The sequence below is a fragment of the Chloroflexus islandicus genome, assembly GCF_001650695.1.
In the GTDB taxonomy this organism is placed as follows: Bacteria; Chloroflexota; Chloroflexia; order Chloroflexales; family Chloroflexaceae; genus Chloroflexus; species Chloroflexus islandicus.
The window spans coordinates 49,791-75,423 of the sequence record NZ_LWQS01000041.1 but is presented as its reverse complement, the minus strand read 5'-3'; the positions used below and the strand labels follow the sequence as shown (position 1 = coordinate 75,423).

The 25,633-nt window shown below is 61.5% G+C and carries 19 protein-coding genes; 8 read left to right on the top strand and 11 right to left on the bottom strand.

The window, feature by feature from the left end:
• The first annotated feature begins 45 nt into the window (after nucleotides 1–45).
• Entirely contained in the window at nucleotides 46–486 is a 441-nt protein-coding gene (locus A6A03_RS06670; protein WP_066785289.1) for a hypothetical protein, read from the top strand.
• Between the two features lie 484 nt (nucleotides 487–970).
• Here the strand turns inward: A6A03_RS06670 and A6A03_RS06665 are convergent, their stop codons facing one another.
• From A6A03_RS06665 to A6A03_RS06650, 4 genes are all read right to left on the bottom strand, one after another.
• Nucleotides 971–2,836 (bottom strand): MDR family MFS transporter, encoded by a 1,866-nt coding sequence (locus tag A6A03_RS06665; RefSeq protein WP_066785286.1) that lies wholly within the window; start codon nucleotides 2,834–2,836, stop codon nucleotides 971–973.
• Nucleotides 2,837–3,338: 502 nt separating this feature from the next.
• Nucleotides 3,339–3,806 (bottom strand): MarR family winged helix-turn-helix transcriptional regulator, encoded by a 468-nt coding sequence (locus tag A6A03_RS06660; protein WP_066785283.1) that lies wholly within the window; start codon nucleotides 3,804–3,806, stop codon nucleotides 3,339–3,341.
• Nucleotides 3,807–3,983: 177 nt separating this feature from the next.
• The gene (bchH, locus tag A6A03_RS06655) at nucleotides 3,984–7,793 is read right to left on the bottom strand and encodes a magnesium chelatase subunit H (protein WP_066785280.1); all 3,810 of its coding nucleotides are present in this window, start codon (nucleotides 7,791–7,793) and stop codon (nucleotides 3,984–3,986) included.
• Between the two features lie 141 nt (nucleotides 7,794–7,934).
• Complete coding sequence (locus tag A6A03_RS06650; protein ID WP_066785278.1) at nucleotides 7,935–8,294, bottom strand: STAS/SEC14 domain-containing protein; 360 nt, start codon at nucleotides 8,292–8,294, stop codon at nucleotides 7,935–7,937.
• Nucleotides 8,295–8,499: 205 nt separating this feature from the next.
• Between A6A03_RS06650 and A6A03_RS06645 the strand changes: the two genes are divergently transcribed.
• Entirely contained in the window at nucleotides 8,500–8,958 is a 459-nt protein-coding gene (locus A6A03_RS06645) for a hypothetical protein (protein WP_066785275.1), read from the top strand.
• Nucleotides 8,959–9,113: 155 nt separating this feature from the next.
• Here A6A03_RS06645 and aat read toward each other — a convergent pair whose 3' ends face one another.
• From aat to purL, 4 genes are all read right to left on the bottom strand, one after another.
• Nucleotides 9,114–9,710, bottom strand: coding sequence for a leucyl/phenylalanyl-tRNA--protein transferase (gene aat / locus A6A03_RS06640; RefSeq protein WP_066785268.1), 597 nt, complete (start codon nucleotides 9,708–9,710; stop codon nucleotides 9,114–9,116).
• Nucleotides 9,711–9,779: 69 nt separating this feature from the next.
• Complete coding sequence (locus tag A6A03_RS06635; protein WP_245668866.1) at nucleotides 9,780–10,433, bottom strand: hypothetical protein; 654 nt, start codon at nucleotides 10,431–10,433, stop codon at nucleotides 9,780–9,782.
• A 90-nt stretch (nucleotides 10,434–10,523) separates the two neighbouring features.
• Entirely contained in the window at nucleotides 10,524–11,333 is an 810-nt protein-coding gene (locus A6A03_RS06630) for a DUF1444 family protein (protein ID WP_066785262.1), read from the bottom strand.
• Entirely contained in the window at nucleotides 11,330–14,254 is a 2,925-nt protein-coding gene (gene purL, locus A6A03_RS06625; RefSeq protein ID WP_066785260.1) for a phosphoribosylformylglycinamidine synthase subunit PurL, read from the bottom strand. The genes A6A03_RS06630 and purL overlap by 4 nt, the downstream gene beginning before the upstream one ends.
• Before the next feature lie 185 nt (nucleotides 14,255–14,439).
• Between purL and A6A03_RS06620 the strand changes: the two genes are divergently transcribed.
• The gene (locus A6A03_RS06620; RefSeq protein ID WP_066785258.1) at nucleotides 14,440–14,952 is read left to right on the top strand and encodes a YbaY family lipoprotein; all 513 of its coding nucleotides are present in this window, start codon (nucleotides 14,440–14,442) and stop codon (nucleotides 14,950–14,952) included.
• Here A6A03_RS06620 and A6A03_RS06615 read toward each other — a convergent pair.
• Together A6A03_RS06615 and A6A03_RS21030 are read right to left on the bottom strand one after the other, a co-directional pair.
• Complete coding sequence (locus tag A6A03_RS06615) at nucleotides 14,944–15,690, bottom strand: winged helix-turn-helix domain-containing protein (protein WP_066785251.1); 747 nt, start codon at nucleotides 15,688–15,690, stop codon at nucleotides 14,944–14,946. The genes A6A03_RS06620 and A6A03_RS06615 overlap by 9 nt on opposite strands.
• A 135-nt stretch (nucleotides 15,691–15,825) precedes the next feature.
• The gene (locus A6A03_RS21030) at nucleotides 15,826–15,954 is read right to left on the bottom strand and encodes an RNA polymerase factor sigma-54 (RefSeq protein ID WP_082908930.1); all 129 of its coding nucleotides are present in this window, start codon (nucleotides 15,952–15,954) and stop codon (nucleotides 15,826–15,828) included.
• A gap of 411 nt (nucleotides 15,955–16,365) precedes the next feature.
• On the opposite strand from A6A03_RS21030, the gene A6A03_RS06610 reads away from it, so the two are divergent.
• From A6A03_RS06610 to A6A03_RS06600, 3 genes are all read left to right on the top strand, one after another.
• Nucleotides 16,366–16,590: a hypothetical protein gene (locus A6A03_RS06610; RefSeq protein WP_066785248.1), complete on the top strand. Its 225-nt coding sequence runs from the start codon at nucleotides 16,366–16,368 to the stop codon at nucleotides 16,588–16,590.
• Between the two features lie 200 nt (nucleotides 16,591–16,790).
• Nucleotides 16,791–20,633, top strand: a complete 3,843-nt coding sequence (locus A6A03_RS06605; protein WP_076798224.1) for a magnesium chelatase subunit H — start codon at nucleotides 16,791–16,793, stop codon at nucleotides 20,631–20,633.
• A gap of 116 nt (nucleotides 20,634–20,749) precedes the next feature.
• Nucleotides 20,750–21,706, top strand: a complete 957-nt coding sequence (locus tag A6A03_RS06600) for an AAA family ATPase (protein WP_066785245.1) — start codon at nucleotides 20,750–20,752, stop codon at nucleotides 21,704–21,706.
• Nucleotides 21,707–22,505: 799 nt separating this feature from the next.
• Here the strand turns inward: A6A03_RS06600 and A6A03_RS06595 are convergent.
• Complete coding sequence (locus A6A03_RS06595) at nucleotides 22,506–23,600, bottom strand: STAS domain-containing protein (RefSeq protein ID WP_066785243.1); 1,095 nt, start codon at nucleotides 23,598–23,600, stop codon at nucleotides 22,506–22,508.
• A gap of 81 nt (nucleotides 23,601–23,681) precedes the next feature.
• Here A6A03_RS06595 and A6A03_RS06590 point away from each other — a divergent pair, with 81 nt between their 5' ends.
• Complete coding sequence (locus A6A03_RS06590; protein WP_066785240.1) at nucleotides 23,682–24,911, top strand: hypothetical protein; 1,230 nt, start codon at nucleotides 23,682–23,684, stop codon at nucleotides 24,909–24,911.
• Entirely contained in the window at nucleotides 24,908–25,615 is a 708-nt protein-coding gene (locus A6A03_RS06585) for a hypothetical protein (protein ID WP_066785237.1), read from the top strand. The genes A6A03_RS06590 and A6A03_RS06585 overlap by 4 nt, the downstream gene beginning before the upstream one ends.
• The last annotated feature ends 18 nt before the right edge of the window (nucleotides 25,616–25,633 follow it).

Here is a 25,633-nt window from a genome sequence, read left to right as displayed (position 1 = left end):
TTACATTATAAATAAACACCGTTAACTCAGAAAGGAACCGCCCCTATGCACCTCGTCTCGATTACCCGCCTGCGCGTCCGTTCAGTCTTCCTCATGCCACTCTTTATCTGGCACGCGCTGCGCACAATGGCGCAGGCCCAACGCGCCGATGGCATCGTTCACATCGCCACCCGTTTCGAGTGGGGCAATGTCGTCTGGACAAAGACGATCTGGCGCGATGCGGCGGCGATGAAGGGGTATCGCAATGGCGGCGCGCATCGTTTGGCGATGCGGTTGCTGGCCGAGCTGTGCAGTGAGGCGGCGGTCACGCGCTGGGAGCAAGCTTCGCCCGAACCGCCAAGCTGGGCCACGGCCCACGAGCGGTTGCTGCGCGATGGCCGCTTATCGCATGTCAAGCGTCCATCGCCTCTGCATGCCGCCGGTCACACTGCACCGGCGACGATGCAGCCGGGGTTTGCGCCGCCATCACCGCCGGTACTAAGCTGATGAAGGTAAGCTAGTTACCACAGAGAGCGCAAAGGGCGCAGGCAGAGAGGCAGGCTGTCATTGCAAGGGCGCGCCGCGCCTGCAGCAATCTTCTCCGTCAGCAGAACAGCATCCTTGAAAGGCGTCACTTCCCCTCCCCCAGCGGGGGAGGGGCACGGGGTGGGGGCAAATCGACCGTGGGCATGCCGAACGCTACCCTTGAGCAAAACCCAGCAGCGCCCCTCTCCCGCGCCAGTCGGAGCGGGGACGGGGGTGAGGGTACGGCGCCAACTAGCCACAAAGAGCCACAAACGACGCCAAAAGAGCACGTTTTTGTGGGTTTTGTGGCTTTTCGTGGCTATGCTCCACCCCTCCCCCAGCGGGGGAGGGGCACGGGGTGGGGGCAAGCAAAACCTCTGCGTCCTTCGCGCCTTTGCGTTAAAACCCTCTGCGCCTTTGCTTGCTTTGCGGAGCCGGACAGCCGTCCGGCTCTACACGCGCCTTCTCATTCCATCATTGGCGGCAAATCTTGGCCGTAGCTGCGCTGGAGCGGCAGTTCAGGAATGAACAGCGCCAGCACCAATCCGATCACGGCCAGCCAGATCGCGTACCAGTAGATGGTCGTCACGCTGGTAGTGAAGGCATCTTTCAGCGCCGCACCGATCTGCTCGCCGATTGCCCGCCCCTCAGCGCGGGCCGTCTGCTCAGCTTGGTCAAGCTGCGCCAACACCCGATCGAGCGCCTGCGCGCGGGCGGCTGCCGGCAAACTCCCGATCATATCCAGCATTGCCTTCTGCTGATCAGGGATTTGCGGATCGGCGCGCAGAGCCTCGATCGCCGCCGGATCGGCATCGCGCAGCGCGCGGGTGAGCAGATCACGCCGGGAGGCAAATTGCTCGGCAATCGCCTGCTCGATCTTCACCGCCGGATCAACGGCGCCGCCACTCGCACCCTCACCGGCTCCCATCCCATTGCGCAGCGCGCTGCTGTCAAACTGGGCAGCCATAGCCGGCGGCAACTGGGCTTGGATCGGGGCCAGATTCGCGCTCAGCGTCGTCGTCAAGACACTCGTGAGCAGCGCGCCAAAGACCGCCGAACCGACCACCTGTCCGATCTGCTGGAAGAATTGCCGGCTGGCGGTCGCGGCCCCCATGTCGGTGCGCGGCACCGCATTCTGCATCGCCAGATTGAGGATCGGCATCGAGGGGCCTAACCCCAACCCTAGCGCGATCATGCGCAGCCGCACCATCCAGATCGACGTCTCCGGGGTTAGCGTCGTCAGCCACCACAGCGACGCCACGATAATCGCCATCCCGCCGATAATCACCCATTTGTAGCGCCCGGTGCGCTGCACGATCTGCGACGACACCATCGCCCCCACCACAAGGCTCAGGGTGAGCGGGATGAGCGTGGTGCCGGCGGCGGTGGCGCTGACGCCGAGCACGTTGACCAGATAGAGCGAGAGGAAGAAGATTGCTGCAAAAAGAGTCGCGCCGACGGTGACACCGATCATGGCGGTGAGCGTGAAGGTGCGGATGCGGAAGAGGTGCAGCGGCAAGATCGGCGACTCGGCCCGCCGTTCGATCAGCAGGAAGAAGATCAAGCCAACCACGCTGACGGCAAACAAGCTCACGATCAGCGGCGATGTCCACGGAAAGTCATTCTTGTCGAGCGTCAACGCCAGCAAGAATGGGATCACCGTCAGCAGCAATGTCGCCGCGCCGGCGTAATCAATCGCTGGTTTGAGACCGCTGTGCAAACGCGGCAGCTTGGCAATGATGAAGCCGAGCGCGACCACACCCAACGGCAAGTTGACGAAGAAGACCCAGTGCCAGCTCAGGTTGTCGGTGAGCAGACCGCCGATAAACGGCCCCACCACGCTCGACAGACCGAACACGGCGCCAAACAGGCCCATATAGCGCGCCCGTTCCGCTGGCGCAAACAGGTCGGCGGGAATGGCGAAGGCGGTTGAGGTAAGCGCCGCCGCGCCAAAGCCTTGCAAGCCGCGGAAGACAACCAACTGGGTCATATCACCAGCCAAGCCGCACAACAGCGAGCCGAGCAGGAAGACCACGATCCCGAACAGCAAGACATATTTGCGCCCGTAGATGTCCGACAGTTTGCCGTAGATCGGCACCATCGCCGTAGACGCCAGCAGATAGCTGGTCGAAACCCACCCAATCAGTTCGATCCCCTTCAGATCGGCCACGATCCGCGGCAAAGCCGTCGAGACGATCGTCTGATCGAGCGCCGAGAGAAACAGACCGAGCAAGACTCCGATGAGGATCAGCACCTTGCTGCGCTGATCAAGGGTTACGGCGTAATCAATCCGTGTGGTAGCGACAGTCGTTGGCGATGTGGTGGTGGCCATACGGTTGTGTGACTCCTCGTCTTGTTGAACGTATGTCAAATAATAAAACCCATGTCATTGCGAGGGGAGCGGTGGCATCTAGCACGGCTGGGAGCCGCCCGACCGAAGCAATCTCCTTCTTCAGCGGAACGAACCGCTGAGGGGCTTCTCCCGCCCTCGCGGGAGATTGCTTCACCGCCTCCGGCGGCTCGCAATAACAACCGGCCTGTCATTGCGAGGGGCACCGTCTCCGCAACGGCGCAAAGGTGATACACGCAAAGACGCTAAGGCGCAAAGGATTTAGAGGAATTGACCTAAGTACGCTTATACCTCCAACCATAACAGCTTCGCGTCCTTCGCGCCCTTTGCGTCTTTGCGTTGAGAGTCTCTGCGTCTCTGCCCCCTTTGCGCCTCCGGCGGCTCGCAATGACAATTGGTCTGTCCTTCAAACGCAACAGCTACCCATGACAGCGCGGCATCCACGCTGCCGGCAACGAAGGCCAACCTGCTGAACGCGGTGGCGTTACTCAGCCGTTACGAGGTTCCACTCGCGGCATGCGGCACTGAGCGCCTGACCAAGCCGTTCGAGCAGCTCAGGCGACAACTGGCGCAGATGGCGGCTGGCTTCGCTCAAGCGAATCTGGCGCGCTTCCGCTACCAACCGCTCGCCTGCAGGTGTGAGCGAGACCAACTTTTGGCGGCGGTCGTGCGGCGATTCGCTGCGCTCCACCAACCCATCTTGCACCAGTTGATCGACAATCTGGCTGGTGGTCGCCATCGTCAAATTGAGCTGCTCGCTCAGCGATGAGATGGTCGCAGCATGGCGACGGTCAATATGCATCAGCGCAATCAGGCGCGGCATCGAGAGGTTCGTCCGCTGCAAGAATTGCAAGAGCGTCTCCATGCTTTGGCCCATCAGCTCGCTATGCACGAGGTTGAACAACTCAGCGACGCGCTCTGGAGTGTAGGGCGGGTCGAGTTCATGGTACACGATTTGATCCTCCAAATAGTTTGGTTATTCAAACTATTTGGAGGATACAACTAGTTACCCGGCTTGTCAAGGGGGAATTGTGCGGCAGTATTGTGGAGGGCGGCAGTGTGACTGCCGCCCTCCATAAAACAAAACCGGGCGAGCCACGATTGGCTCGCCCGGCGCCGTCATTCAACCCTAGGCCACGCCCTCTAACCGGTCTTCCAGATCGGCGTGCAGTTCGCGCAGCCGCTCTAGCGTCTCTTCGTCGGTCTGCCAGATGCCGCGCGCATTGGCTTCGAGCAAGCGGCCTACCATATTGCGCGCTGCCGCCGGATTGAGCTGCTCGATCCGGGTGCGCATGGCGTCGTCGAGCACGAAGGTTTTCGCCGCTTCGTCGTAGACCCACTTGTCAACCGCGTCGGTCGTGGCGCTCCAGCCGAGCATGTAGGTAAAGCGGCTGGCAATCTCGGCGGCGCCGTTGTGGCCGTGGCGCAGCATGCCTTCGTACCACTTCGGATTGAGGAACTTGGTGCGATACTCAACCCGCAAGGTCTGCTCGAGCGTTTGCAGCTTGGTCTCGGCGGTAAAGCTCTCGACGAAGTTGAGCGGCACGCGCTGGCCGGTAGCCCGCTCAGCCGCCGCCTTCAACGCCCCCGAATAGCCATAGTAGTGCTGCATATCGGTCAAGCCGTACTCCACGCTGTCGATCTCTTGCGCTACCCGGCTGACCGTGCCGAGCAACGAGCGCAACACCTCTGGCTGCGCTTCGCCATTCTGCCGTCCGCCGAAGGCGTAGGCATTGCGCTTGATGAACAGATCCTCTAGCTCTTCGCGCTTCTCCCACGCACTGCCTTCAATCGCCTCATCGACATCGGTGCCGTAAGTGCCGGCAGCCTGCGTGAAGATGCGCGCTGTCGCCTGATCGAAGCTCTTGCCGGCGGCCATCATCTCTTGCACGTGCTTGCGGATGTAGTTCATCTCAACCGGCTCGTCGGCCTCCGCCGCTTCCCGCACCAACCGGTCGAGCATATCCATGGTGCCGGCGAAGATGTCGCGGAAGATGCCGGAGGCGGTCATCAGCACGTCGATCCGGGGCCGGCCCAGCTCGGCCAGCGGGATGAGCGCGTAGCGACCGACCTTGCCTTGCCCATCCTTCACCGGGCGCGCGCCGATCAAACCAAGCACAATGCCGATCGACTCGCCCTTGGTCTTGATTGCATCGAGCCCCCACAGCACCTGCGCAATCGTCTCTGGGTACTGGCCGGTCTCGGCGCGGTGAGCGGCAATGAGTGTCTCGGCGATACGCGCGCCGCGCTCGTAGGCGCTGTCGGTCGGCACCCGGAAGGGGTCGAGGCTATGGATGTTGCGCCCGGTGGGCAGCACCGTCACCCCATCGCGGATAATGTCGCCGCCGGGAGCCGCCGGGATGTAGTGACCACCCAACCCGCGCACGAGGTAGTCGAGCTCTTGCGTATTATCGCGCAGCGCCGCCAGCAGCGCCCGCCCATGCTGGATCAGTCCCAGCACTTCGTTACCGTTGGGCAAGCCAAACTGGCGCGCAGCCTGATCGGGCGACAGATGGCCAAAGACCGTCTGCTGGACGAACTCGGTGCAGCGGGTCTCGATCTCGTCGCGCAGGGCCAAGGCTTCGGCATCACCCTGCCGCGCCCGCGCCAGCACATCGCCGTAGCGCACGGTGGCGCGCCGCGCCGCGAGGAACAGATCAGCCAGACCGGGCAACTCGCCGCGCGGCACCTTGAGCGTCTCGACAATCAGGGTCAGTTGCTCTTCGGGCGGCGGGGCGCTGCCCAGCACGTGCAAGCGGTCGGTAATCATCGTCGCCGCGAGATCGCGCAAATAGGCGTAGGCCCGCGACGCAAAGCGGCTGAACGGCTCGTTGGGCTGGCGCACCAGATCGCTATCAAGGTTGAGCAGCGCGATCTTCTGCATGATCGCCACCGCCTCCGGGCTTTGGTCATCGTCGGCGACCGATGCCGGACGCTCGCGATACTCGGCCAGCAGGTCTTGCAAGGCCTGCAACTCACGGTAAAGACCGGCCCGTCCGTATGGCGGAATGGCGTGGCCGATAATTGTGCTATAGCCGCGCCGCTTGGCGATATTGGCTTCGGCGGGGTTGTTGATCGGATAGACGTAGAAATTAGGCGTCTCACCGAGCAAAATATCGGGCCAGCAGCGATCGGTCAGACCCAGTTGCAAGCCGGGCATCCACTCGGCAGTGCCGTGCATACCGAGGTGAATAATCGCATCGGCGCCGAAGCTCTCGCTGAGGTAGCGGTAGAAGAGCGCATACTGGTGGTGCGGCGTATTTTCCTTATCAAACAGCAGCCGCATCGGGTCGCCGGGCATGCCGATCACCGGCTGCACACCGATAAAGATATTGCCGAGCTGGGTACCGGCCAAGCGCACCTTATCGCGCCCCAGCGGGGCAATATCGCCGGGGAACGCGCCCCAGCGGGCATTGATCCGCTCTTGATCACTGGGCCGCAGCCAGCGGTAGAAATCTTGCAGATCGGCGCTCACCCCCATCACCACCGGCGGGTGGCCGGGAGGCAACGGCTGATCGCTCACCAACCCCTCAAGGCAGCGGGCAAAGGTTTCCGGATCGCGCGGATAGCGGCCCACCTGATAGCCTTCGGCAGCCAGCCGGTCGAGGATCGCGATCAGGCTCGCCGGCACATCGAGCAGGGCCGCCGTCGCCACCTTGCCTTGGCCGGGTGGATAGTTATAGACGATAATCGCCACCTTCTTATCGCGATTCGCCTTCTTGCGCAAGCGGACGAAGCCGCGGGCAATCCGGGCCAGCCGCTCGATCCGGTCTTGCACCGTCGTGATCGTGCTGCCGCGCATCCCACCCAGCACCACCGGCGCGATCGCGCCATCCATTTCGGGCAGGCTGTAGAGGAACGTGCTTTGTAGCGGGCCGACGCCGCGTTCGCGCCAATCGTCTTCATCTTGCACAAACAGCGGTTGGGCGACGATATACGGCACATCGAGCTTGCTGAGCAACTCGCGGGCGACGTCGACGGTCAAACCGGCCTTGGTCGAACCAGCCGGGCCGCCGACCAGCGGAAAGCCCATCGTGTTAATCACCAGATCGACCTTCATGTGACTGAGCCACTCGCGCACCACGATATGGCTCTCGATCCCCATCACGAAGATCGGCAGCACCCGCAAGCCGGCGGCTTCGAGCGTCTGCACAATCTTGTTATGGTAATCGGCCCCCGACAGGATGTGGGCGCGGAACGACAGCACCGCCACCGTACCGAGCGGGGCCGGCACCCCTTTGCGCGCGCGGTTGCGTTCCTTTTCCCACCGTTCGTACTCGTGGGGATTGGCGAACAACTTTGGCGCATCGGGGTGGGCAAAACCCATATTCGGCATCTCGACCACCGGGTCAACCCGCAGATGGCTCATCCCGCTATATTCGCGCATGATGAGCTTAAACATATTGGCCGCGTTGGCAATGCTACGATGATTCCAATAATTATTGACATTCGTCCAATTGCGAAAATCGTTGAGGCGTTTGCCGGGCAAGAAATTGATCAGTTTTGAGGTAATTTTTTGCAATTTAACGTAGCCATAGAGCGCGTCTTCCTCGCGCCCGCCGACCAACAGCCGGGCCACATTTTGCACCGGCTTAGGCATGCCCTTGCCGCCTTTGAGGTTATACGACCCAACCTTATTCAGCCGCATCACCTCAGGCAACCCCTCAAACGAGAAGACCACCGGCGGATCGTGGCGTTCGACCATCGGGATCAACACCTCCGCCGTCTCGTTCAAGGTAATCAGTGAAAGGATGAGGCACTGGCAACGGGCAATTGCCGCCTCGACTTCAGCCGGACGTGCGGTGACATCACGATCTTCGAAAATATGCAAGCGGAAGTCAGGCACCTCTTTGCGCACCTCAGCTTCGGCGCGGCGGAAGAAATCCTGACTGTACCGCTGCATCCCCAGCACCATCACAAATTCTGTCGGCTGGCTCATAGCACCATTGCTCCTGTCGTCAGCGATAATAACCTGAGTATATTATGCAAGATCGCACAAAAAATAACAATCTGAACAGAAAACGAACAAAACCTGTGCATAATTGCACAGGTTTTGCAACAAAGATGAACAGCAAAACCGTCAATCGCCATATTCCATCACCGTACCGAGATAGCGCAACGCCTCTTGTTCGGTGCCAAACAGGCCAACTCCACTGACAAAACGCACCAATGGCGCAAACAACAACAAATGATGTTCGGAAACAATAAAGGCAATCCGGCCTAAATGCTTATGGCGCGCAATAGCTTCGGTGCGCTGGCGCGCTCCCCAATCAGCGCTAGCGATTCGTCGCCCATCAACCAGCAGATCTGTCGGCTTTGGGCACTGGTCGAGCAAGCGCCACATTTCTTGATAGTACCGTTCCGCTTCGGCCAAGTGTAGATGATCCTCCATCACCACCCAGATCAGATCATGGGCCCGGCGACGAATGCGGTAGGGCATAGTGTACTCCCTCACAAATTACGCGACGTTTTGCACATTATACATACTTTTGCTGTATATGTCTAGCGAAAAAGATGGCACGTTTCCGGTGCGAACTTTGTGCAAGGCAACACGGACGGTTGACGAGCATCCCCGGCGCTGCTATAATCGCCGCCACAATCTAGCAGTACCGACGCTCGGCGACCGTGGAGAGAGGCTTGTCATTATGGGGTTCTTCGACTATTTCGTGACAGTGAGTCCTACATTTGGCTCGTATGCGTGGACATTCTTTATTGTGCAGATTCTGCTGGTCGCGGGCGGCGCCTACTTCATCTGGCTGCACACTGAGCGGAATGTTGCCAAAGCGACCTTTTTCCGCCAGTTGGGGATTGCGCTGATGATTGTGGGTGGCTTTGGCGTGGCGCTTGGTGTGGCACGCATGCTCAATACGCCAACCTTTAACCTGCGGTTCTGGTTTTACATTCAGTTTGTGGTTGAGCTGATCTTGGGCGGTTATGTCTTTTATTACATGCGTAATGTGCTGCCCGAGTTGGTGCGTAACTCGCGCACCCGTGCGCCCGCACCCCGCCAGATGCCGGCCGACGCTGCTCCGGCTGCGCCGCGCCCGGTAGCCACCACTGGCCGCCGCGAAGCCCGCCGCGAACGCAAACGCAAACAACGGTAGTAAGGGCGACGCATGCGTCGCCCCTCATCTACTGGCAGCTATGGTCAGGGCGAGGTATGCCTCGCCCCGCATCTACCGGCAGCGATCAGGGCGACGCGGGCCGCTCCCCCAGCAGATATGGTCAGGGCGAGGCCTGCCTCGCCCCGCCCCTTTTATTACCACACTGCCGGCGTCCGCAATGCCGCTCGCAACAACCGGTGATACTCAACCCGCGAGATCTCGATCGTGCCGAACTGCAACATGTGCGGCCCGACCACAAACTGCGAGTCGAGCAGTGTAAACCCGCCTCGCCGTAACCGTTCGACCAGATGCACCAACGCCACTTTGCTGGCATCGCGCACGCGGTGGAACATGCTTTCGCCGGCAAACAAACCGCCTATCGCCACCCCGTACAGGCCGCCGGCCAATTGGCCGTCACGCCAACACTCGACGCTGTGGGCATAGCCTAACCGGTGCAATTCGCTGTAGGCCCGGATGATCTCTGGCGAAATCCACGTGGTTTCCCGGCCCGGCGCCGGTTCGGCGCAAGCGGTGATGACTTCATCGAAAGCTGTATCAAAGGTGACGGTAAAGAACCCCGATCGCACGGTGCGCGCCAACCGGCGTGGGACGTGAAAGCGGTCATCAAGCGGAATGATCGCCCGCCGCACCGGCTCGTACCAGCCAATCTCGCCGTTCTCGTCGGCCATCGGGAAGATGCCTTGCCGGTAGGCGGCAAGCAGGAGTTCGGGGGTCAAGCGTGGTGTTGCCATCGTCAGCGCCGTTCGCGTGCTTCTGTCCCATTCCAGACCCAGACGTTCGTCTCCGCATCCGGGTCGCGCTTACGCCACCCGGTTTAAGCGATTCAACCCTGATGTGATAATCGCCACACACCACCCCAACAGCAGCAGCGTCAGCCCTAAGCCGACCCGTGCCGGCCACTCGCCGTCGGGCAACAGCCGGCTGATGAGCAACGGCGCACCGGCCACCCCGTAGACCAACCCGCCAAAGATCAGCGGCATCGGCAAGATAGCTGCCGCCATGCTCGGCCACGAGTAATTCTGTACGGTAATGAAGACGTAACAGAGGCCATACGTGATCGTGGCGCTCATCAGTGCTGCCAGCAACTCAGCGCTCATACCGAAGGATAATGCGCCGAGCAGCGCCGGCGGCGCCGGCTCACGCAAACCGAGCAAGCTCACCAATAACTGAAGGCTGATGAAGATGACGTAGGTGAAGAGACCGGTCAGCAGGCCGGGGTTCCACCAGCGATAGAGGTAAAGCGCCACAATGATCATCGCCGGCAAGGTGTCGGGCCACGCTGCGCGAAACGAAGCCGTGACATTGAAGGGTGTCGTCAGCGCCGCCACCAGCGAAGTTAGCGACGGTACGGTTTGGATGCTGTACAGCAGCCGCCAAAACGGATCGAGCAGGGTGCTCAGTTGGCCTGCTACCAACGCAAAGACGTAGAGCGGATTGCGCTGCTGCCACCACAACCAGAAGGCAGCGCCGTACAGCAGAAAGGTGATAACAACCGCCAGCAGAGTTCTCGCTCCTTGCGCGCCATCGCGTGATGGCGCGCGCTGCTATTCCCAGATGTACTCTCGAATCTGACCGTCTTCAATCGTGAAGAGCTGATCGGTCAGACTATATTCGCGTTGGGCGGCATCAAGCTGGATCTGATGTGCGACACTGGTCAAGATGTCTTGGTCGGCATCGCTAAAAGCAATCAGAAAATCGCGATTCGGAATGCCGATGACCATCTTGCCCGGAAAATGCGGCTGCCAGCTCGCCAGCAGATCGGGCAAGAGCAGGCGGGTCGCATCGTAACCGTCTTGGGTGTTGGCGACAATGAGCCGTTGCGCCCCTTCGCCGGTCATCAAAAAGTGGGCTCGCTCTTGGGTGCGGGCGGCTAAATTGGCTAATGCCCGCTCGTGCAACTGGTGCTCGCCGATCCCCCACCGCTCAAGATGGCGCTCGTTGATGTAGGCCACGCTCTGCGGTTCATCGATCACATACGCGATGATCAGATCGGCCAGAAAGGGCCGGTAGGCCAGCATCGGCAACTTCTTTTCAAACACCGCGTTGAGCAGCGTGATCGGTTTGAGCATCGGCATCACCCGATCGGCCACCTCGGCGAAGGTGCGCGCCTCGCGCGCTGGTGTCTGTTCGCGCAGCACGCGCAAGAGGGTGCTGTACACCAGCTCAAGATGCTCAGGCGCTTGGGTGTAGGCATTGTAGAAGTTTGTCAGGTCGACTCGCATCCGTTGATTGGCGACGCGCACCTGCAGAATGTCGCCTTCGCGCCCAAGGAAATCAACGGTTGGCTCAGCCACCAACCGGCGCTCGATTTCAGCCGCAAACGCGGCCCGATCGAGCGGAACCTGCCCGTTCATAGCTCCTCGTCCTTCACACTAATCACATCAAGCCCATGTTGCCACACCGCGCGCAACTGAGCCACCGGCAGGTTGATCAAGGTCTGGTCGTGCCAGACCGCCTGCACCTCCGGCGCTGCCGTCACCACCCCCAACCGCGTCAGCGGCAAGCCGGCCAGCATCGCCTCGAATGCCGCACTCTGCGCCGGATCGACCGCGATCAAGAACCGGCTCGGCGTTTCGCTAAACAGCAGCGCGATCGGGTCAAGATCAATCCCATCGAGGGTCAGGTGCATCCCTAACTCACCGGCGATCGCCATCTCGGCTGCCGCCACCGCCAACCCGCCCTCACTCAGGTCATGGCAGGCGCGCACCAAACCGGCGCGAATAGCACGATGGAGCGCGCGGAAAGTGGTGCGCGCCACCGCCAGATCGACCTTAGGCAACGCACCAGCGTCTTCGATCATGCCAACCGCCGCCAAATGGCTGCCGGCGAACTCGGCCCGCGTCGCGCCGAGCAGGTAGATCACATCACCGGCCTGCTTCAGATCCATCGTCACACACTGGCCGATATCATGAACGTGGCTCAGGGCCGAAATCAGCAAGGTGGGAGGGATCGCCACTCGATTGCCGTCTGCATCGCGATACTCGTTGTTGAGCGAGTCTTTGCCGCTGATGAAAGGGGTGCCAAAGGCGACTGCGCCATCGTAGCAGGCGGCTGCGGCCCGCACCAACCCGGCCATGCGATCGGGTTGCTTGGGATCACCCCAGCAGAAGTTATCGAGGATAGCGGTGCGGTCAGGGTCGCCGCCAACCGCCACCACATTGCGCAACGCCTCATCGATTGCGGCCAAGGCCATCCAATACGGATCGTGGCGGCCATAGCGCGGGCAGATACCAAAACCGAGCGCCAAACCAGCCGGATCGTGCGGCACTGGTTTGATCACCGCCGCATCAGACGGCCCGGCGAGACTGGCGCCGACCAACGGCTTGATCACCGTGCCGCCACCCACCTCATGATCGTAGGTGCGGATAATCCGCTCTTTCGAGGCGATCGAGGGATGGGCCAGCAATGCTAGCAACGCCGCTTCCGGTTGCACGCCAGCCAGCGCCGGCGAGCGGCCCAGCGCCGGCGACGGTTCCCAACGCGCGTTGAGGATGCGCTGGGGCCGCCCCTCGTGCAAAAAGTCCATATCGAGATCGACAACGGCCAGATCGTGATAGTACACGCGCAACCGGCCATCATCGGTAAAGCGCCCGATCGGCGTCGCTTCGACCTCTTCGGCGGTGCAGAGCGTGAGCAGCGCTACCAGCCGGTCTGGCGGCACCGCCAGCACCATGCGCTCTTGCGCCTCTGAGAGCCAAATTTCCCATGGCTGTAAACCGGCGTACTTACACGGCACATGTTCAAGATGCACCTCGGCCCCCAGCTCAGCCCCCATCTCGCCGACCGCCGACGACAAGCCGCCGGCGCCGCAGTCGGTAATCGCCGAATAGAGCTGGGCATCGCGGGCCTGTAACAGCACATCGAGCATCTTCTTTTCGGTGATCGGGTCGCCGATCTGCACCGCGCTGCCCACCTCGCTGGCAGTGGTATGGGTCAACTCAATGCTGGAAAAGGTCGCGCCGTGGATGCCATCGCGCCCGGTGCGCCCGCCCATCACCACGATAATATCGCCGGGCCGCACGTTGCGCGGGTGCATACCGCGTGGAGCAATGCCGACCGTGCCACAGTAGACCAGCGGATTCGCCGTATAGCCGGGATCAAACAACACTGCCCCGCCGACGGTCGGAATGCCGAGCTTATTACCGTAATCGCGCACCCCGGCCACCACGCCGCTTGCGATCCGGCGCGGATGCAGCACGCCGGGAGGCGGCGGCGGCGCATCGGGCATGCCAAAACAGAGCACATCAATATTGGCGATCGGGCGGGCCGACACACCCAGCACATCGCGAATCACGCCGCCGACGCCGGTATTCGCGCCGCCAAACGGCTCCAGCGCGCTCGGATGGTTATGCGTCTCGACCTTATACGACACCTCGTAATCGTGGCCAAAGGCAAGAATGCCGGCGTTATCAACGAACGCGCTCAACACCCATGCATCATCGCGTCCGGCCAGCGCCTGCTCAGTCGCCCGCATCAAGAAGGTGCGGATCAGACTGTCAATATCAGCCTTGCCGGTAGCCAGCCGGGCTAGCATAGGATGCAACGCCGCATTCGCCGGTAACTCCTCTGGCGGCTGCTCGTACTGCACGCGAGCCTTAAAGGTCTTATGCGAACAATGCTCGCTCCACGTCTGGGCAATCGTCTCCAGCTCGCCATCGGTCGGATCGCGCCCCTGCGCCGCGAAATAGGCCTGAATCGCCCGCATTTCGGCCAGATCGAGCGCCAGCACCCCGCGCCGGCTAATCTCAAGCAATTCGGCGTCATCAGCCGCGCGCAACGGCACCGTCGCCACCACCGGCTTGGCCGGGGCCGGATCAGCGACCAGCATCGTGTAAAATGCCGTTCGCGCCGCATGAGGCTGGCCAGTATGGTAGGCAATCGTCGTATGCACCACGTCGATGGACAGATCGGCAGCAGCTTGGGCCGGATCGGTCTCAGGCGGCAAGAGATAGCGGCGCAACGCGCGGGCATGCTCGATCCCGCGCACCCCCAACCGGCGCGCCCCTTCCAGCGCACTCTCGCCCTCGCTGTCGGTCACGCCGGGCCGGTAAGCCACTTCCAACACCAGCGCCTCAGTCGCCGGCAAAAACGGATCGGTCAAGGGCCGGTTCTCCTCCACGACCTGCCAATGCGCCTGCTGCACAATCGGATCGTGCAAGAGCTGATCGACCACAAGGGAAACCGCTGCCGGAACCAATTCATTGCCAGCCAGCAAATAGAGCGTCTGCGGCGAAGCGGCGGCGCGTGACGCCACCGTCACAAGATAGAGCGGCATAAGAACTCCGAAACTTCACGCAAAGGCGCATCGGCACGAGCACCGGCAACAGATTGGCATCATCTTACTATCACCGCCCCAACAGGTTCGCACCTACGTCTCTGCGCCAGATTTTGCGCGTTCACATCGTTTATAATCTTGAGTATACCATCTTCTCTTGCCGATGTTGCAGCACGGAGCAGATTATGCAGTTCTATCGCCGGGCAATGGTTCTTCTGATCGGGGTCTTGCTGCTCATTGCGCCAACCCTGACCATAGCGCAAGGCACTGCCAGCCTTACCGGCACGATCACCTACCGCGAGCGGATAGCGTTGCCGGCTGATGCGCTGGTGACGTTGCAGATCGCTGAAGTGACGGCGAGCGGCGCGGCGGGCCGGGTGATTGTTGAACAGACGTTTGCCACCAGCGGCGCGCAGCCGCCCTTCCGCTTTAATCTCACCTACAACCCGGCGGTCATCGACGCCGGACGGGTGTACACGCTCCGAGGCTACATCCGGTCGGGTGGCAACACGCTCTTCGCCACCGATGGTCTCATTCCGGTGATCACCGGCAACGCGCCGCGCAGCGATCTCAGCGTGGTGATGGTCACGGCCCGCAGCACCAATCTGCCGGCTGCTGGCAGCGGACTGTGGTTAGTGTGGCTAGCGATCGGGTTAGGACTTGCCGGCGGCATTGTGCGGATGGTGCGCTTACGCTAGCAATTGGGGCTGCGGGTCGGCAGCGGATTGCTTGCAAGGCACGCGTAATTGATACCCAACACCGCGTTCGCAGACCAGATACTCGGGATGTTTCGGATCACGTTCGATCTTCGATTGCAGGTAGTACATCCGCCCCCGCAACAGATGGCGCGCCTCTTCTTCGTCGTAATGTGACGGGTAGAGAAGGCGCGCCAATTCTTCGTACCGGCAGAGACGCCCATTCGCATCGTACAGGTATTGCAACAGCGTCAACTCAGCTTTGCTCAAACGCACTTCGCGTTGGCCGAGATAGAGCCGGCGCTGGACGGGATCGATTGCGAACAAGCATGGCGGATCAGCATTGATATGATCAGCGGCAAGCCCAACCCCATCGTCAGCAACGCGCTTTGATAGAACGATCGCCTCTAGCAGCGCCATTGGCACCGGATATGGCAACCAGATCACGCACGCTAGCCAACTGGCATTGCGGGCCATCAACAACCACGGATCGCCACCGGCTAGCACGATCTTCAGATGTGGCGATAGTTTATTCGTAACTAGATTCAGATCGCTTTGTAGATCAGAAAAAAGATCAGCATTCGCAATACAGATAGTAATTCGCTGATCGTTGAGATAATGCGCCATCAGCCGAGCATTGGCTGTTGCCAAGACAGGCCATTGCCATTCGTGCAAGCGGTTTACCAACGTTGTGCGGCTAGCGTTATCGTAGTCGAGGAGCAGCGCGATACCACGGCTCATAATTATTGACGACTCCATATTTGATGAGAAGACTGCTTGGCGGGTAGTATAGTCAGAAATGAAAATTTGTGCAAACGAACACGAATATTGTATGTAGATGCAAAACCAAGATTTCATGCCTTTTTTGAAATGAACCTACGCAAGTTCTGACCTGCCATTGACCAATTGGCGCTGACGAGCACGTTGATGGCAGGCCGGAATCCCCATCTGTTCGCGGTATTTGGCAATAGTGCGCTGCACAACTGCATGCCCCTGCCCAACCAACCGTTAGGATAGTTCATCCAATACACTCAGGCCTGTGTTATTCAGCGCCTCAATTCTCTGCCAGACGCTGGACCTGATGCTGATGACGGAAGTCCAGTCGCGCAGCGTTGCGCCCGTAGAAGTCGTAATGCCTCCTTTTATACCGCTTTAGCGGTAGGCGGTGATCGTCTTCTGACGAACCATGACTTCGAGGGTTGCATATCACGATGGCGTTTGCTATGATACGTTCAAAAGTAAATGTTTAATATCCCACGGGCAACCTGTATGGCTGGCATCCCCGACCCGAGCAACCAGTCGCATGATCCCATACGGGACGACATCAGTCTAGATGCGTCGCGTCGTACGGCCATCACGCTTCATGAGGCACTGCGACCGCTCCTCGGTCCTAAGCACCAAGCAATCCTCCCAGAATTGGCATCGCTGCTCGCGCAAGTCATCAGTCGCGCATTGTCGCCTGAGCAGGCCAGCAGCCGTTTGGTCGATAAACCAGCACTGATTGAAGCAATCCGCTCCTTAGCTGGTCAGCGGATTGAGGCTAGCGGCCTCGAACTCCACATCAACAAACCTGCCACGACTGCTGGTTCCAGCAATTCGCTCCATACCACCACTTCGGCAGCGCCTGTACGTAGACTGTGACTAACCTCCGCTGGCGCCGCTAAGACCGGTTGTTGCGCTAACATTCGACTGCCCTCGCCTCTGCTCACCCCAGTTGCCGAATCTTCACCATCCTCTTAGCCAGAATGCGCGTTTCTTTACAAAATGAGATAATGTATCTATAATGACATATCATATAATAAGAAATAGCTTCTCGGACAAAGGTTGATCACACAAACGTGATGGCGCCGGCGCGCCGCACCATTGCGTCGCTGCACCAACTAGCAAGGAGATCAGCTATGCGCTTCGTGTTCATGTGTATCGAAGCCAACAACGCTCCCGCGCTGCGCAAGGCGGCGGCGGCAATCGAACGCGAATACGGTCTGCGGTTGGCGATTGATTTCTTTACCCCGCCCGATATGCGCACCGCCGCCGATTGGGAGCGGTTGGCCGCGGCGGTGGCGCGGGCCGATTTCGTCTTCGGCTCGATGCTCTTTGGCGAGGAGTATGTCCGCCCCTTGAGCGAGATCTTGGCAACCGCGCCGTGCCCGGTCTGTATGATCATGAGCAGCCCCTCGCTGATTAAGCAGACGCGCATTGGCAAGTTTGATCTCCGCCCCAAGCCTGCCGCTGAACAGAGCGCCTTCCGCCAGTGGCTGAGCCAGTTCCAACCTAAGCATGGTCACGGCGAGATTCAGCGCCAGATGTCGTTGGTGCGCGGCCTGAGCAAGATGCTGAAGTTTTTGCCCGGCAAGGCGCGCGATATTCACACCTATGTGATGGCGCACCAGTTTTGGGCCGCGAGCACGCCTGAAAATCTGCGCCGATTGCTGCTGCTGTTGATCGAACGCTATGTGCCCGGCTATAAAGGCAAGCTGCCGGTGCTCGATCCGCAGGATATTCCCGAATCCGGCGCGTTTCACCCCGATGCGCCGGAGCCGTTTGCCGATCTGGCCGCCTACCGCGCTTGGCGGCGCAAGCAGCGCCAGAAGCTCACTGCCGGCACGGTCGGGTTGTTGACGATGCGCCCATTTGCGCTGTCAGGCAATAGCGCCCATCTCGAAGCGCTGATCCGCGCGCTGGAGGCCCGTGGCATCGAAGCACGCGCCGCCTATAGCCCGACGCTCGATATGCGCCCCACCGTCGAGCGTTTCTTCACCGATGCTGCCCGTGCCCGCCGCCACGAGCCGCCGTCAGACGTCGATCTGATTGTCAATACCACCGGTTTCGCCCTCGTTGGCGGGCCGGCTAGCACCGATCCCGTCCAAGCGAGCACTACCCTCGACCAGCTCGATACGCCAATGCTCGATCTCTTCCCGCTGGTCTTCCAGCATATCGAGCAGTGGCGCAGCGATGACCGCGGGATTGCGCCGTTCCAATTGGCGCTGAATGTGTCGCTGCCCGAACTCGATGGCGCGACCGATCCGCTGGTGATCGGCGGCATGCCACGCGGTCGCGAAGATGTGATCCCGCTCCCCGCCGAGATTGAATTGGCCGCCGAGCGAATCGCAGGCCGGGTGGCGCTGCGCCGCACGCCTCCATCTGAACGGCGGATCGCGATTACCCTGTTCAATTTCCCGCCCAACCTCGGCAACGCCGGCACTGCTGCCTACCTCGATGTGTTTACTAGCGTCTTCCGCCTGATGCAAGAGCTGCGCGCCGCTGGGTATACGGTCGAATTGCCGCCGAGCGCTGATGATCTGCGCCGGTTGGTGGTTGAAGGCAATGCCTTGCTGCACGGCACCGACGGTAACGTCGCCGATTCGCTGCCGGTCGAAGAGTATCGCCGCCTCTTCCCCGATTATGTCGATATTGAGCCGTATTGGGGGCCGGCTCCCGGCCAGTTGCTCAGCGATGGCAAGCGGCTGCATATCCTTGGCCGCCGCTTCGGGAATGTGTTCGTCGGTCTGCAACCCAGCTTCGGCTACGAGCGTGACCCGATCCGGCTGTTGATGAGCAAGGATGCCGCCCCGCACCATGGCTTTGCCGCGTATTATGTCTGGTTGCGCAAGGTCTTCAAAGCTCACGCCGTGCTCCATTTCGGCACTCACGGCGCGCTCGAGTTTATGCCCGGCAAGCAGGCCGGTCTGAGTGCGCAGTGCTGGCCGCTGCGCCTGCTCGGCGGCTTGCCTAACGTGTACTACTACTGCGTCAATAACCCCAGCGAAGGCAGCATTGCCCGCCGGCGCGGCATGGCGACGCTGGTCAGCTATCTGGTGCCGCCGGTGCAGCAGGCCGGTCTCTACAAAGGGTTGCGCGCGCTCAAAGACAGTATCGATCGCTACCGCGCCCACCCCGACCCGGCGCTGATCGACGACCTGCGCGCCCAAGCCGAGGCGCTGAATATTGCGGTCAGCGGCGAGGGTGACGAGTATGTCGCCGCGCTCGGCCACGAGCTGTTGCAGGTCGAGCAGCGCATGATCCCGGTCGGTTTGCACGTGCTCGGCCAGCCGCCCCAAGCCAGCGAGCAGGTTGATGTGCTCAGCCTGATCGCAACCTTTACCCGCGTGCCGCGCGGCCATAACCAGCCGCCGCTCGAACCGCTGCCGCACATTGTTGGCCGCGCCTTGGGGGTTGACTACGCTGCCTTGACTGGACGCTTGCGCCACGATCCGGCGGCCCAAGCCCAGTATCGCCAGATCGAAGAGATTTGCCGCGCGACGATCACGGCCTTGGTTGAGCATGGCACGGGCCGCGCCGCCGATGAGGCGCTGGCCCGCCACGTGAAGCTGCCGCACGGCCAGCTTACGCCCTTGTGGGACTACCTGCTCGATATTCAGCGCCGGATGACGACCGAGCGCGAGATCAGCGGGTTGCTGCGCGCGCTCAACGGCGGCTATGTGTTGCCTTCGGCAGGCAACGATGTGGTGCGCAACCCGTCGGTCGTGCCCACTGGCCGCAACATCCACGCTTTCGATCCGTTCCACGTGCCGGCCCCGGCTGCCGCTGCCGCTGGTATGGCTGTCGCCAACGAGCTGCTCGAGCGGGTGCGCGCCGAGCAGGGGGCCTACCCCGAAACGGTGGCGATGGTGTTGTGGGGCACCGATAACATCAAGACCGAAGGTGAGGGAATCGCGCAGGCGCTGGCCTTGGTCGGCGCGCGCGCCGTCGCCGACGAACTAGGCCGGATCACCACGGTCGAGCTGATCCCGCTGGCCGAGTTAGGCCGCCCGCGCATCGATGTGGTGCTGACGGTGAGCGGCATCTTCCGCGATCTGTTCGCCGCGCAGGCCGCCTTGCTCGATCGCGCCATCCGCATGGCCGCCACCGCCGATGAGCCGCCAGAGCACAACTTCGTGCGCGCCCACGCGCTAGCACAGGCGACTGAATTGGGTTTGAGCGTCGAAGCGGCGGCGACCCGCGTCTTCTCGAACGCTTCCGGCAGCTATGGCGCTAACGTCAACCATCTGGTCGAGAGCAGCACATGGGAGGAAGATGGTCAATTGGCTGAAGCCTTCATCACCCGCAAGAGCTTCGCTTTGCAACCCGGCGGTGAATGGAGCGAAGCGCGGGCCGTGATGGAAAAGGCACTGGCGACGGTCAGCGTGACCTTCCAGAATGTCGATAGCGTTGAGAATGGGATTAGCGACATCGACCACTACTACGAGTACCTCGGCGGCTTGACTAAGAGTGTCGAGAAGACGCGCGGCGAACGTCCGCTGGCGCTGATGGGTGAAGTGGCCGAGCTGGTCACGCCGGGATCTAGCCGGGTGCGTTCGCTTGAGCAGATGGTGCGGATCGAGAGCCGGGCCAAGTTGCTCAACCCGAAGTGGTACGAAGGCATGCTCAAGCACGGCTACGAAGGCGTGCATGAGATCGAGATCCGGGTGAGCAACACTTACGGTTGGAGCGCCACTGCCCACGCGGTGGACGGCTGGGTCTACCAAGGCGTTGCCGAAACCTACCTGCTCGATCCAGAGATGCGCGAGCGGCTGGCCAGTCTCAACCCGCACGCCACCGCCGGCATCGCCGGACGCCTGCTCGAAGCCCACAACCGCGGCTTCTGGCAAGCCGACGAAGCCACGCTCGAGCAGTTGCGCGAGATCTATGCCGACCTCGAAGACCGGCTGGAGGGGGTGCGGTAAACGCCGAACTTGTCGCAGCGACGGCCCGTTGGGGCCGTCGCTACTTGACACGCTGCACCTGCTCTACTACACTGGCAACGCATTGCATCACAGAGCGCCAGAGTAAGGAGCGGCGCATGGCGCGGATCGTCGCAGTCATCAATCTCAAAGGCGGGATCGGCAAGACCACCACCGTTGTCAATCTCAGCGCCGGGTTGGCGCTGAAGGGGGCGCGGGTGTTGCTGATTGACATCGACGCCCAAGGTAATTTATCCATGGCGCTCGGTGTGCGCGCGCGCCGTACCCTCTACGAAGCGATCGTTGATCATAAACCGCTAGCCGATCTACGGGTCAGCGCCCGCCCCAACCTCGACCTCGTCGCCGCCGATGAGTCATTGCTGCTCGCCCAGCAAGCCATCGCCGGACGCGCCGATTGGGTGCGTGTGCTCGAACAACTGGTGCGCCCGCTGCGCTCGGAATACGACTTTATCTTCTTCGATTGCGGCGGTTCGCTAACCGTGCTGAATCAAAACGCACTGATGGCAGCCACCGAGGTGATCGTCCCTACAACGGTTGAACCCTTCTCAGTGCGCGGCTTAGAAAAGCTGATCGCCCAAATTGCGCGGGTGAAGGGCAGCACCAGCGTGGTGCGAGCGATCATTCCCACCATGGTCGATCCGCGCATGAAGCAATCGATTGAACTGCTCGCGCATCTCAACCGCACCTATGGCCAGCTCGTCATGCCGCCGGTGCGGGTCAATGTGCGCTTATCGGAAGCTTCGGCAGTGGGGAAGACGATCTACGAACACGATCCGCGCTCACGCGGCGCGCTCGACTATGCCCAGATCGTTGAATTGCTCAGCAAAGCGTGGAGTTTTCAGCCTCAACGTGCCACACCGCAACCAGCCACGCCCATTCGCCCGGCAGCGCCAGCCGCACGCGCTGAACCGGTCGTGACCGGCGGCGGCGAAGTGCAGACCAACGTCTGCCCCAACTGCGGGCACACGCTCCAGCGTGCCACTGTCGCTGGCTACCGCATCACCTACTGCGCCAACTGCCGCTATCGCCGGCAAGAGCTGATCAACGGGAGCTAAAGCCGGAACGCGAGCCGCTGGCCCGCCATGCTAGCTCGTCACCCCCGCCCCAGTATCGCGAGGAGCGCGGGCCGCTGGCCCGCCATGCTTCACCTGCGGGCGAGCCGCCCGCGCCCCGCTACCCATTGCGCCCTTGGGTTTACATCCGCTGCGTCTTTGCGTTGACTCCCTCACCCCCGGCCTCCACCTGACGGCGGGCGAGGGGGAGCCGCGCGATGGGCGGGTGAGGCATTGGTGGAGCGGAACGCAGCAGCGCCCTGAGCGGTTCCCGCCTGCCTGTGGGGTGTATTTTTACCGCAGAGGACGCGGAGAACGCAGAGGATGAGCGGCATGCTGTCATTGCGAGGGCGCGTAGCGCCCGAAGCAATCTCCTGCTTCAGCGAACCACGTGCCTGAGCGGTTCCCGCCTGCCTGTGGGGTGTGTTTTTTACCGCAGAGGACGCGGAGAACGCAGAGGATGAGCGGCATGCTGTCATTGCGAGGGCGCGTAGCGCCCGAAGCAATCTCCTGCTTCAGCGAACCACGTGCCTGAGTGGTTCCCTCCTGCCTGCGGGGTGTATTGTTTACCGCAGAGGACGCGGAGGACGCAAGGAGCGCGGGCCGCTGGCCCGCCCCGCTAGCGCCGCCCGCGCCCCAGCATCGCGAGGAACGCGAGCCGCTGGCCCGCCCCACTATTCACTTACGGGCGAGCCGCCTGCGACCCTGCATCAGTAAGGAGCACGGGCGGCGCTGGCCCGCCCCGCCAGCGCCGCCCGCGCCCCGATCACTAGCATCCGTACCCTATTGCGCTGCAATGTCTCTATCTCGTCGCCAATTGCCGTCCCACCCGCTCAACCGCCCCGGCGAGATCGCTGAAGACGTGTGAAATCGGCAACTCAATCCCAAGGCTCACCATTGTCTGCGCCACTTCTGGCCGCACCCCGACCAGCGCCACCTCAGCCCCCAGTAAGCGCACACTCTGCACCAGTTGCACCACCCCAGCAGCGACATCGGTATCGATCACTGGCACACCGGTTACATCGAGGATCAGCCAACGCGCGCGCTGCTGCTCGATCTGAGCCAACGCTTGCTCTTGGATCAGCGCCAACCGATCGCGATCAATGGCACCCACCAGCGGCATCACCAACGCCTGCTTGCCAACCGGCAACACCGGCACGCTCAGGTCACGGATTACGTCACGCTGCGCAATCACTTCGGCTAGCAGGCGATCCTGCGCAACGGCGCGCTCTTCGAGTTCGCGCAGCGCCTCTTGCAGCGCAGCGGTCTGCATCTCGACCCGCTGATCCAGCTCAGCGTTAATCTGTTGCAGTTGAGTTGCCGTATGCTGCGCCTGTTGCAATGCGGTCTGCAGCCGGCGATGGAGCGATTCGTTGCCGGCGCTTTGCACAAAACTGACAATCGCGACAAACCCTACTAAAATCCCGGTCGTCACCAGAAAATGGTGTAATGGCAACGAAATGATCGCCGGCTCAGCTAAAAATGCAATACTTATTAACCCCATCACCACTGCCGCTGTAACCATCACGACATCGCGAAACCGTAAAATGGTCGCTGCCAGCACTAAGGGCACGGCAATAAACTGGGCAACTGGACGATCAGGATTAACGACTGCTGCCGTGATTGTGCCAAGCAATGCCACCAAAATAGTCAGCCACCCCGCGAGATCAACATATCCCATGCGCGTCAGCGCAATGATCACGACGTAGAGGGCGGCGCCAAATGTAGTTGAGATTAACAGCGCGGGCAATTCTGGAAAATAGAACAGAATCGTAACTGCAACGAGCACATTGATAACAAACAGACCAAGACCGATAATAACAATATTTCGTCCACGCTGGCGGGTTTCTTCATCAGGGTGGCGAATGTCGAGCAGGGTGGCAAAGATGCGTTTCATACGTCGTACAGCACAGTTGCAAGAACGATTATTCGGTGATTATAATAGATACACCTTATTTTGACAAAGTATGCTCCTCACATGCATTTCCTACCCTTCAACCACGTACCCTACCGGCTGACCGGCGCAATCGCCGGGTTGAGCGGCATTGGCATGCTGTTCCGCATCCAGCGCCAGCCATTCACCACCCTTCACGCCTTCATCGTGATTGACGGGTTAAGCTGCCTCGTGCTCATCACGGCTGGCCTGCTGATGTTCACCATACCGGCCCACTGGCGGCGTGTGGGGCAACTGGCGGCGCTGGGTTTTGCGATACTGAGCGGCCATCTGGCCGGAATCGCAGTGGGGTTGATGATCACACTGCTCTTGAGCGAACGCTGGCGGGAACGAGGGGCCGGGGTGGCGTTGGCGACGGGGTATGGCTTGATCGGCTGGTTTGCTTCGTCGTGGCGCTTGAACGCCAGCGGCGATGGCTTGAATAGCCTGAGCTTCATCTTGCTCTTGGCCGGGGCAGCAATTGCTGCCGGCCTCCTTGATCTCGCCACGGCTAAACGAGGGCCATTCGATCCACTGGCGGCGTTGGCTGGAATTGCCGCCGTATTGCGGTTGTTTAGCGTGGGGCCGTGGAATCTGGGTTGGCAGTTGGCCACGCTGCTGCTAGGCGGCATGCTCGCTATCAGCGCAGCATGGCGCGCGGCCACGACAACCGAGCCGCTGGAAGCGGAGGAGTGGCTGCAACGGAGTTTGAGCGGCTTAGCCCTTACCGTGACCGGCTGCGCCTCGCCGGCGGGGGTAGCGGCGGCTGGGTTGCTGTTGCTGCATCTCACTTTGCGCCGGCTGGCGCAACCAATGGCAGGATCTGCGACGTGGGCCGGTTGGCTGTTAACTGGCGCCGTGCCGGGCACCCTCGGCTTTGTCGCCTTCTGGTCGGCCAGTGCCGCAGCGATGGCCGCCGGTATACCGGTCTTGGCCATTGTGGTGTGGGCCGCCGCGTTGTTGTGCATGCTGGCGGCAGGCCGCCACATCCAAGGGCCGGCCCGCTGGCCAAGCACAGCCGGCGCGCTGGCTGGTCTCGCGCTCGGCCTTGCCGCGCCGGTCTTGGCGCGTTGGCTGCTCCGTCCGCTCAGCGACCATCTGCAAGGCGGATTGACGCCGTATGGAGCGATCGAACCGTGGGGATGGGCTGGGTTGCTAGCGCTCGACTCCGGCGCGCGCACCGCAGCCACCGCGCCGGGACTAGCGTTGTTGGCGTTGATGGGGCTGTTTGGCGCACTTGTCTGGCTGATCAGTCGCTGGCGCGGGTGGGTATGAGCGATCTGCTGGGTGCGTTTGGCCAAGCGTGGCTGCGGCTGCTGCTCTACCCCGGCGGGCTGAGCGCGGTGCTGGCTGCGTTGGTCTTAGCCCGGTTGCGTGGTATCCGGCAGCTTGAACCGCTCACCGCACCAAGGTTGCTCGATCTGTTGCCGCCGCTCAGCGCCATTGCGCTGCTTCCTCTCGCTCCAGCAGCCTCGTTCCCTTACGGTCTCGATTTGCCCACCGCCGTGACGTTGCTGCTCTGGCCGGAATTGCGCCGCGCCGCCGCCGAGCGCCGCGATCCGCACCAGCTTGCTGCGCACTACCTGCCCACCTTCCTTGCCGCAATCGCTCTGGCTAGCGCAGCAGGCACCTTCGACCTCAGCGGCTTGCTGCGCTGGCCATCCACCCCGGTACGGCAAGCGGCACTCCTCCTCGGCGCCGGGGCTTGGATCGCTGCCATACCGCGCCTTGCTCCGCCCCAACCCCATCTCGCCGCCGCTTGCAGCGCCTTGGGGCTCATGCTGATCGGAGTCTTGCCGCTCAGCGCCGCCATCAACACCATCGCCGCCGCTGCCCCGGCGTGGCTAGGTGTGGCGGCGGCGATAACGATCGCCCTTGCCGGTATGGCAGCGGCGCGCCGCCTACCGGTGCAATGGGGATATGTATGGGCAAGCGCGGCGTTGGTAGCGGCAAGCGGCGTGCTGCTCGACAGTCGCTGAAGCAAGGCGCGGCAGACC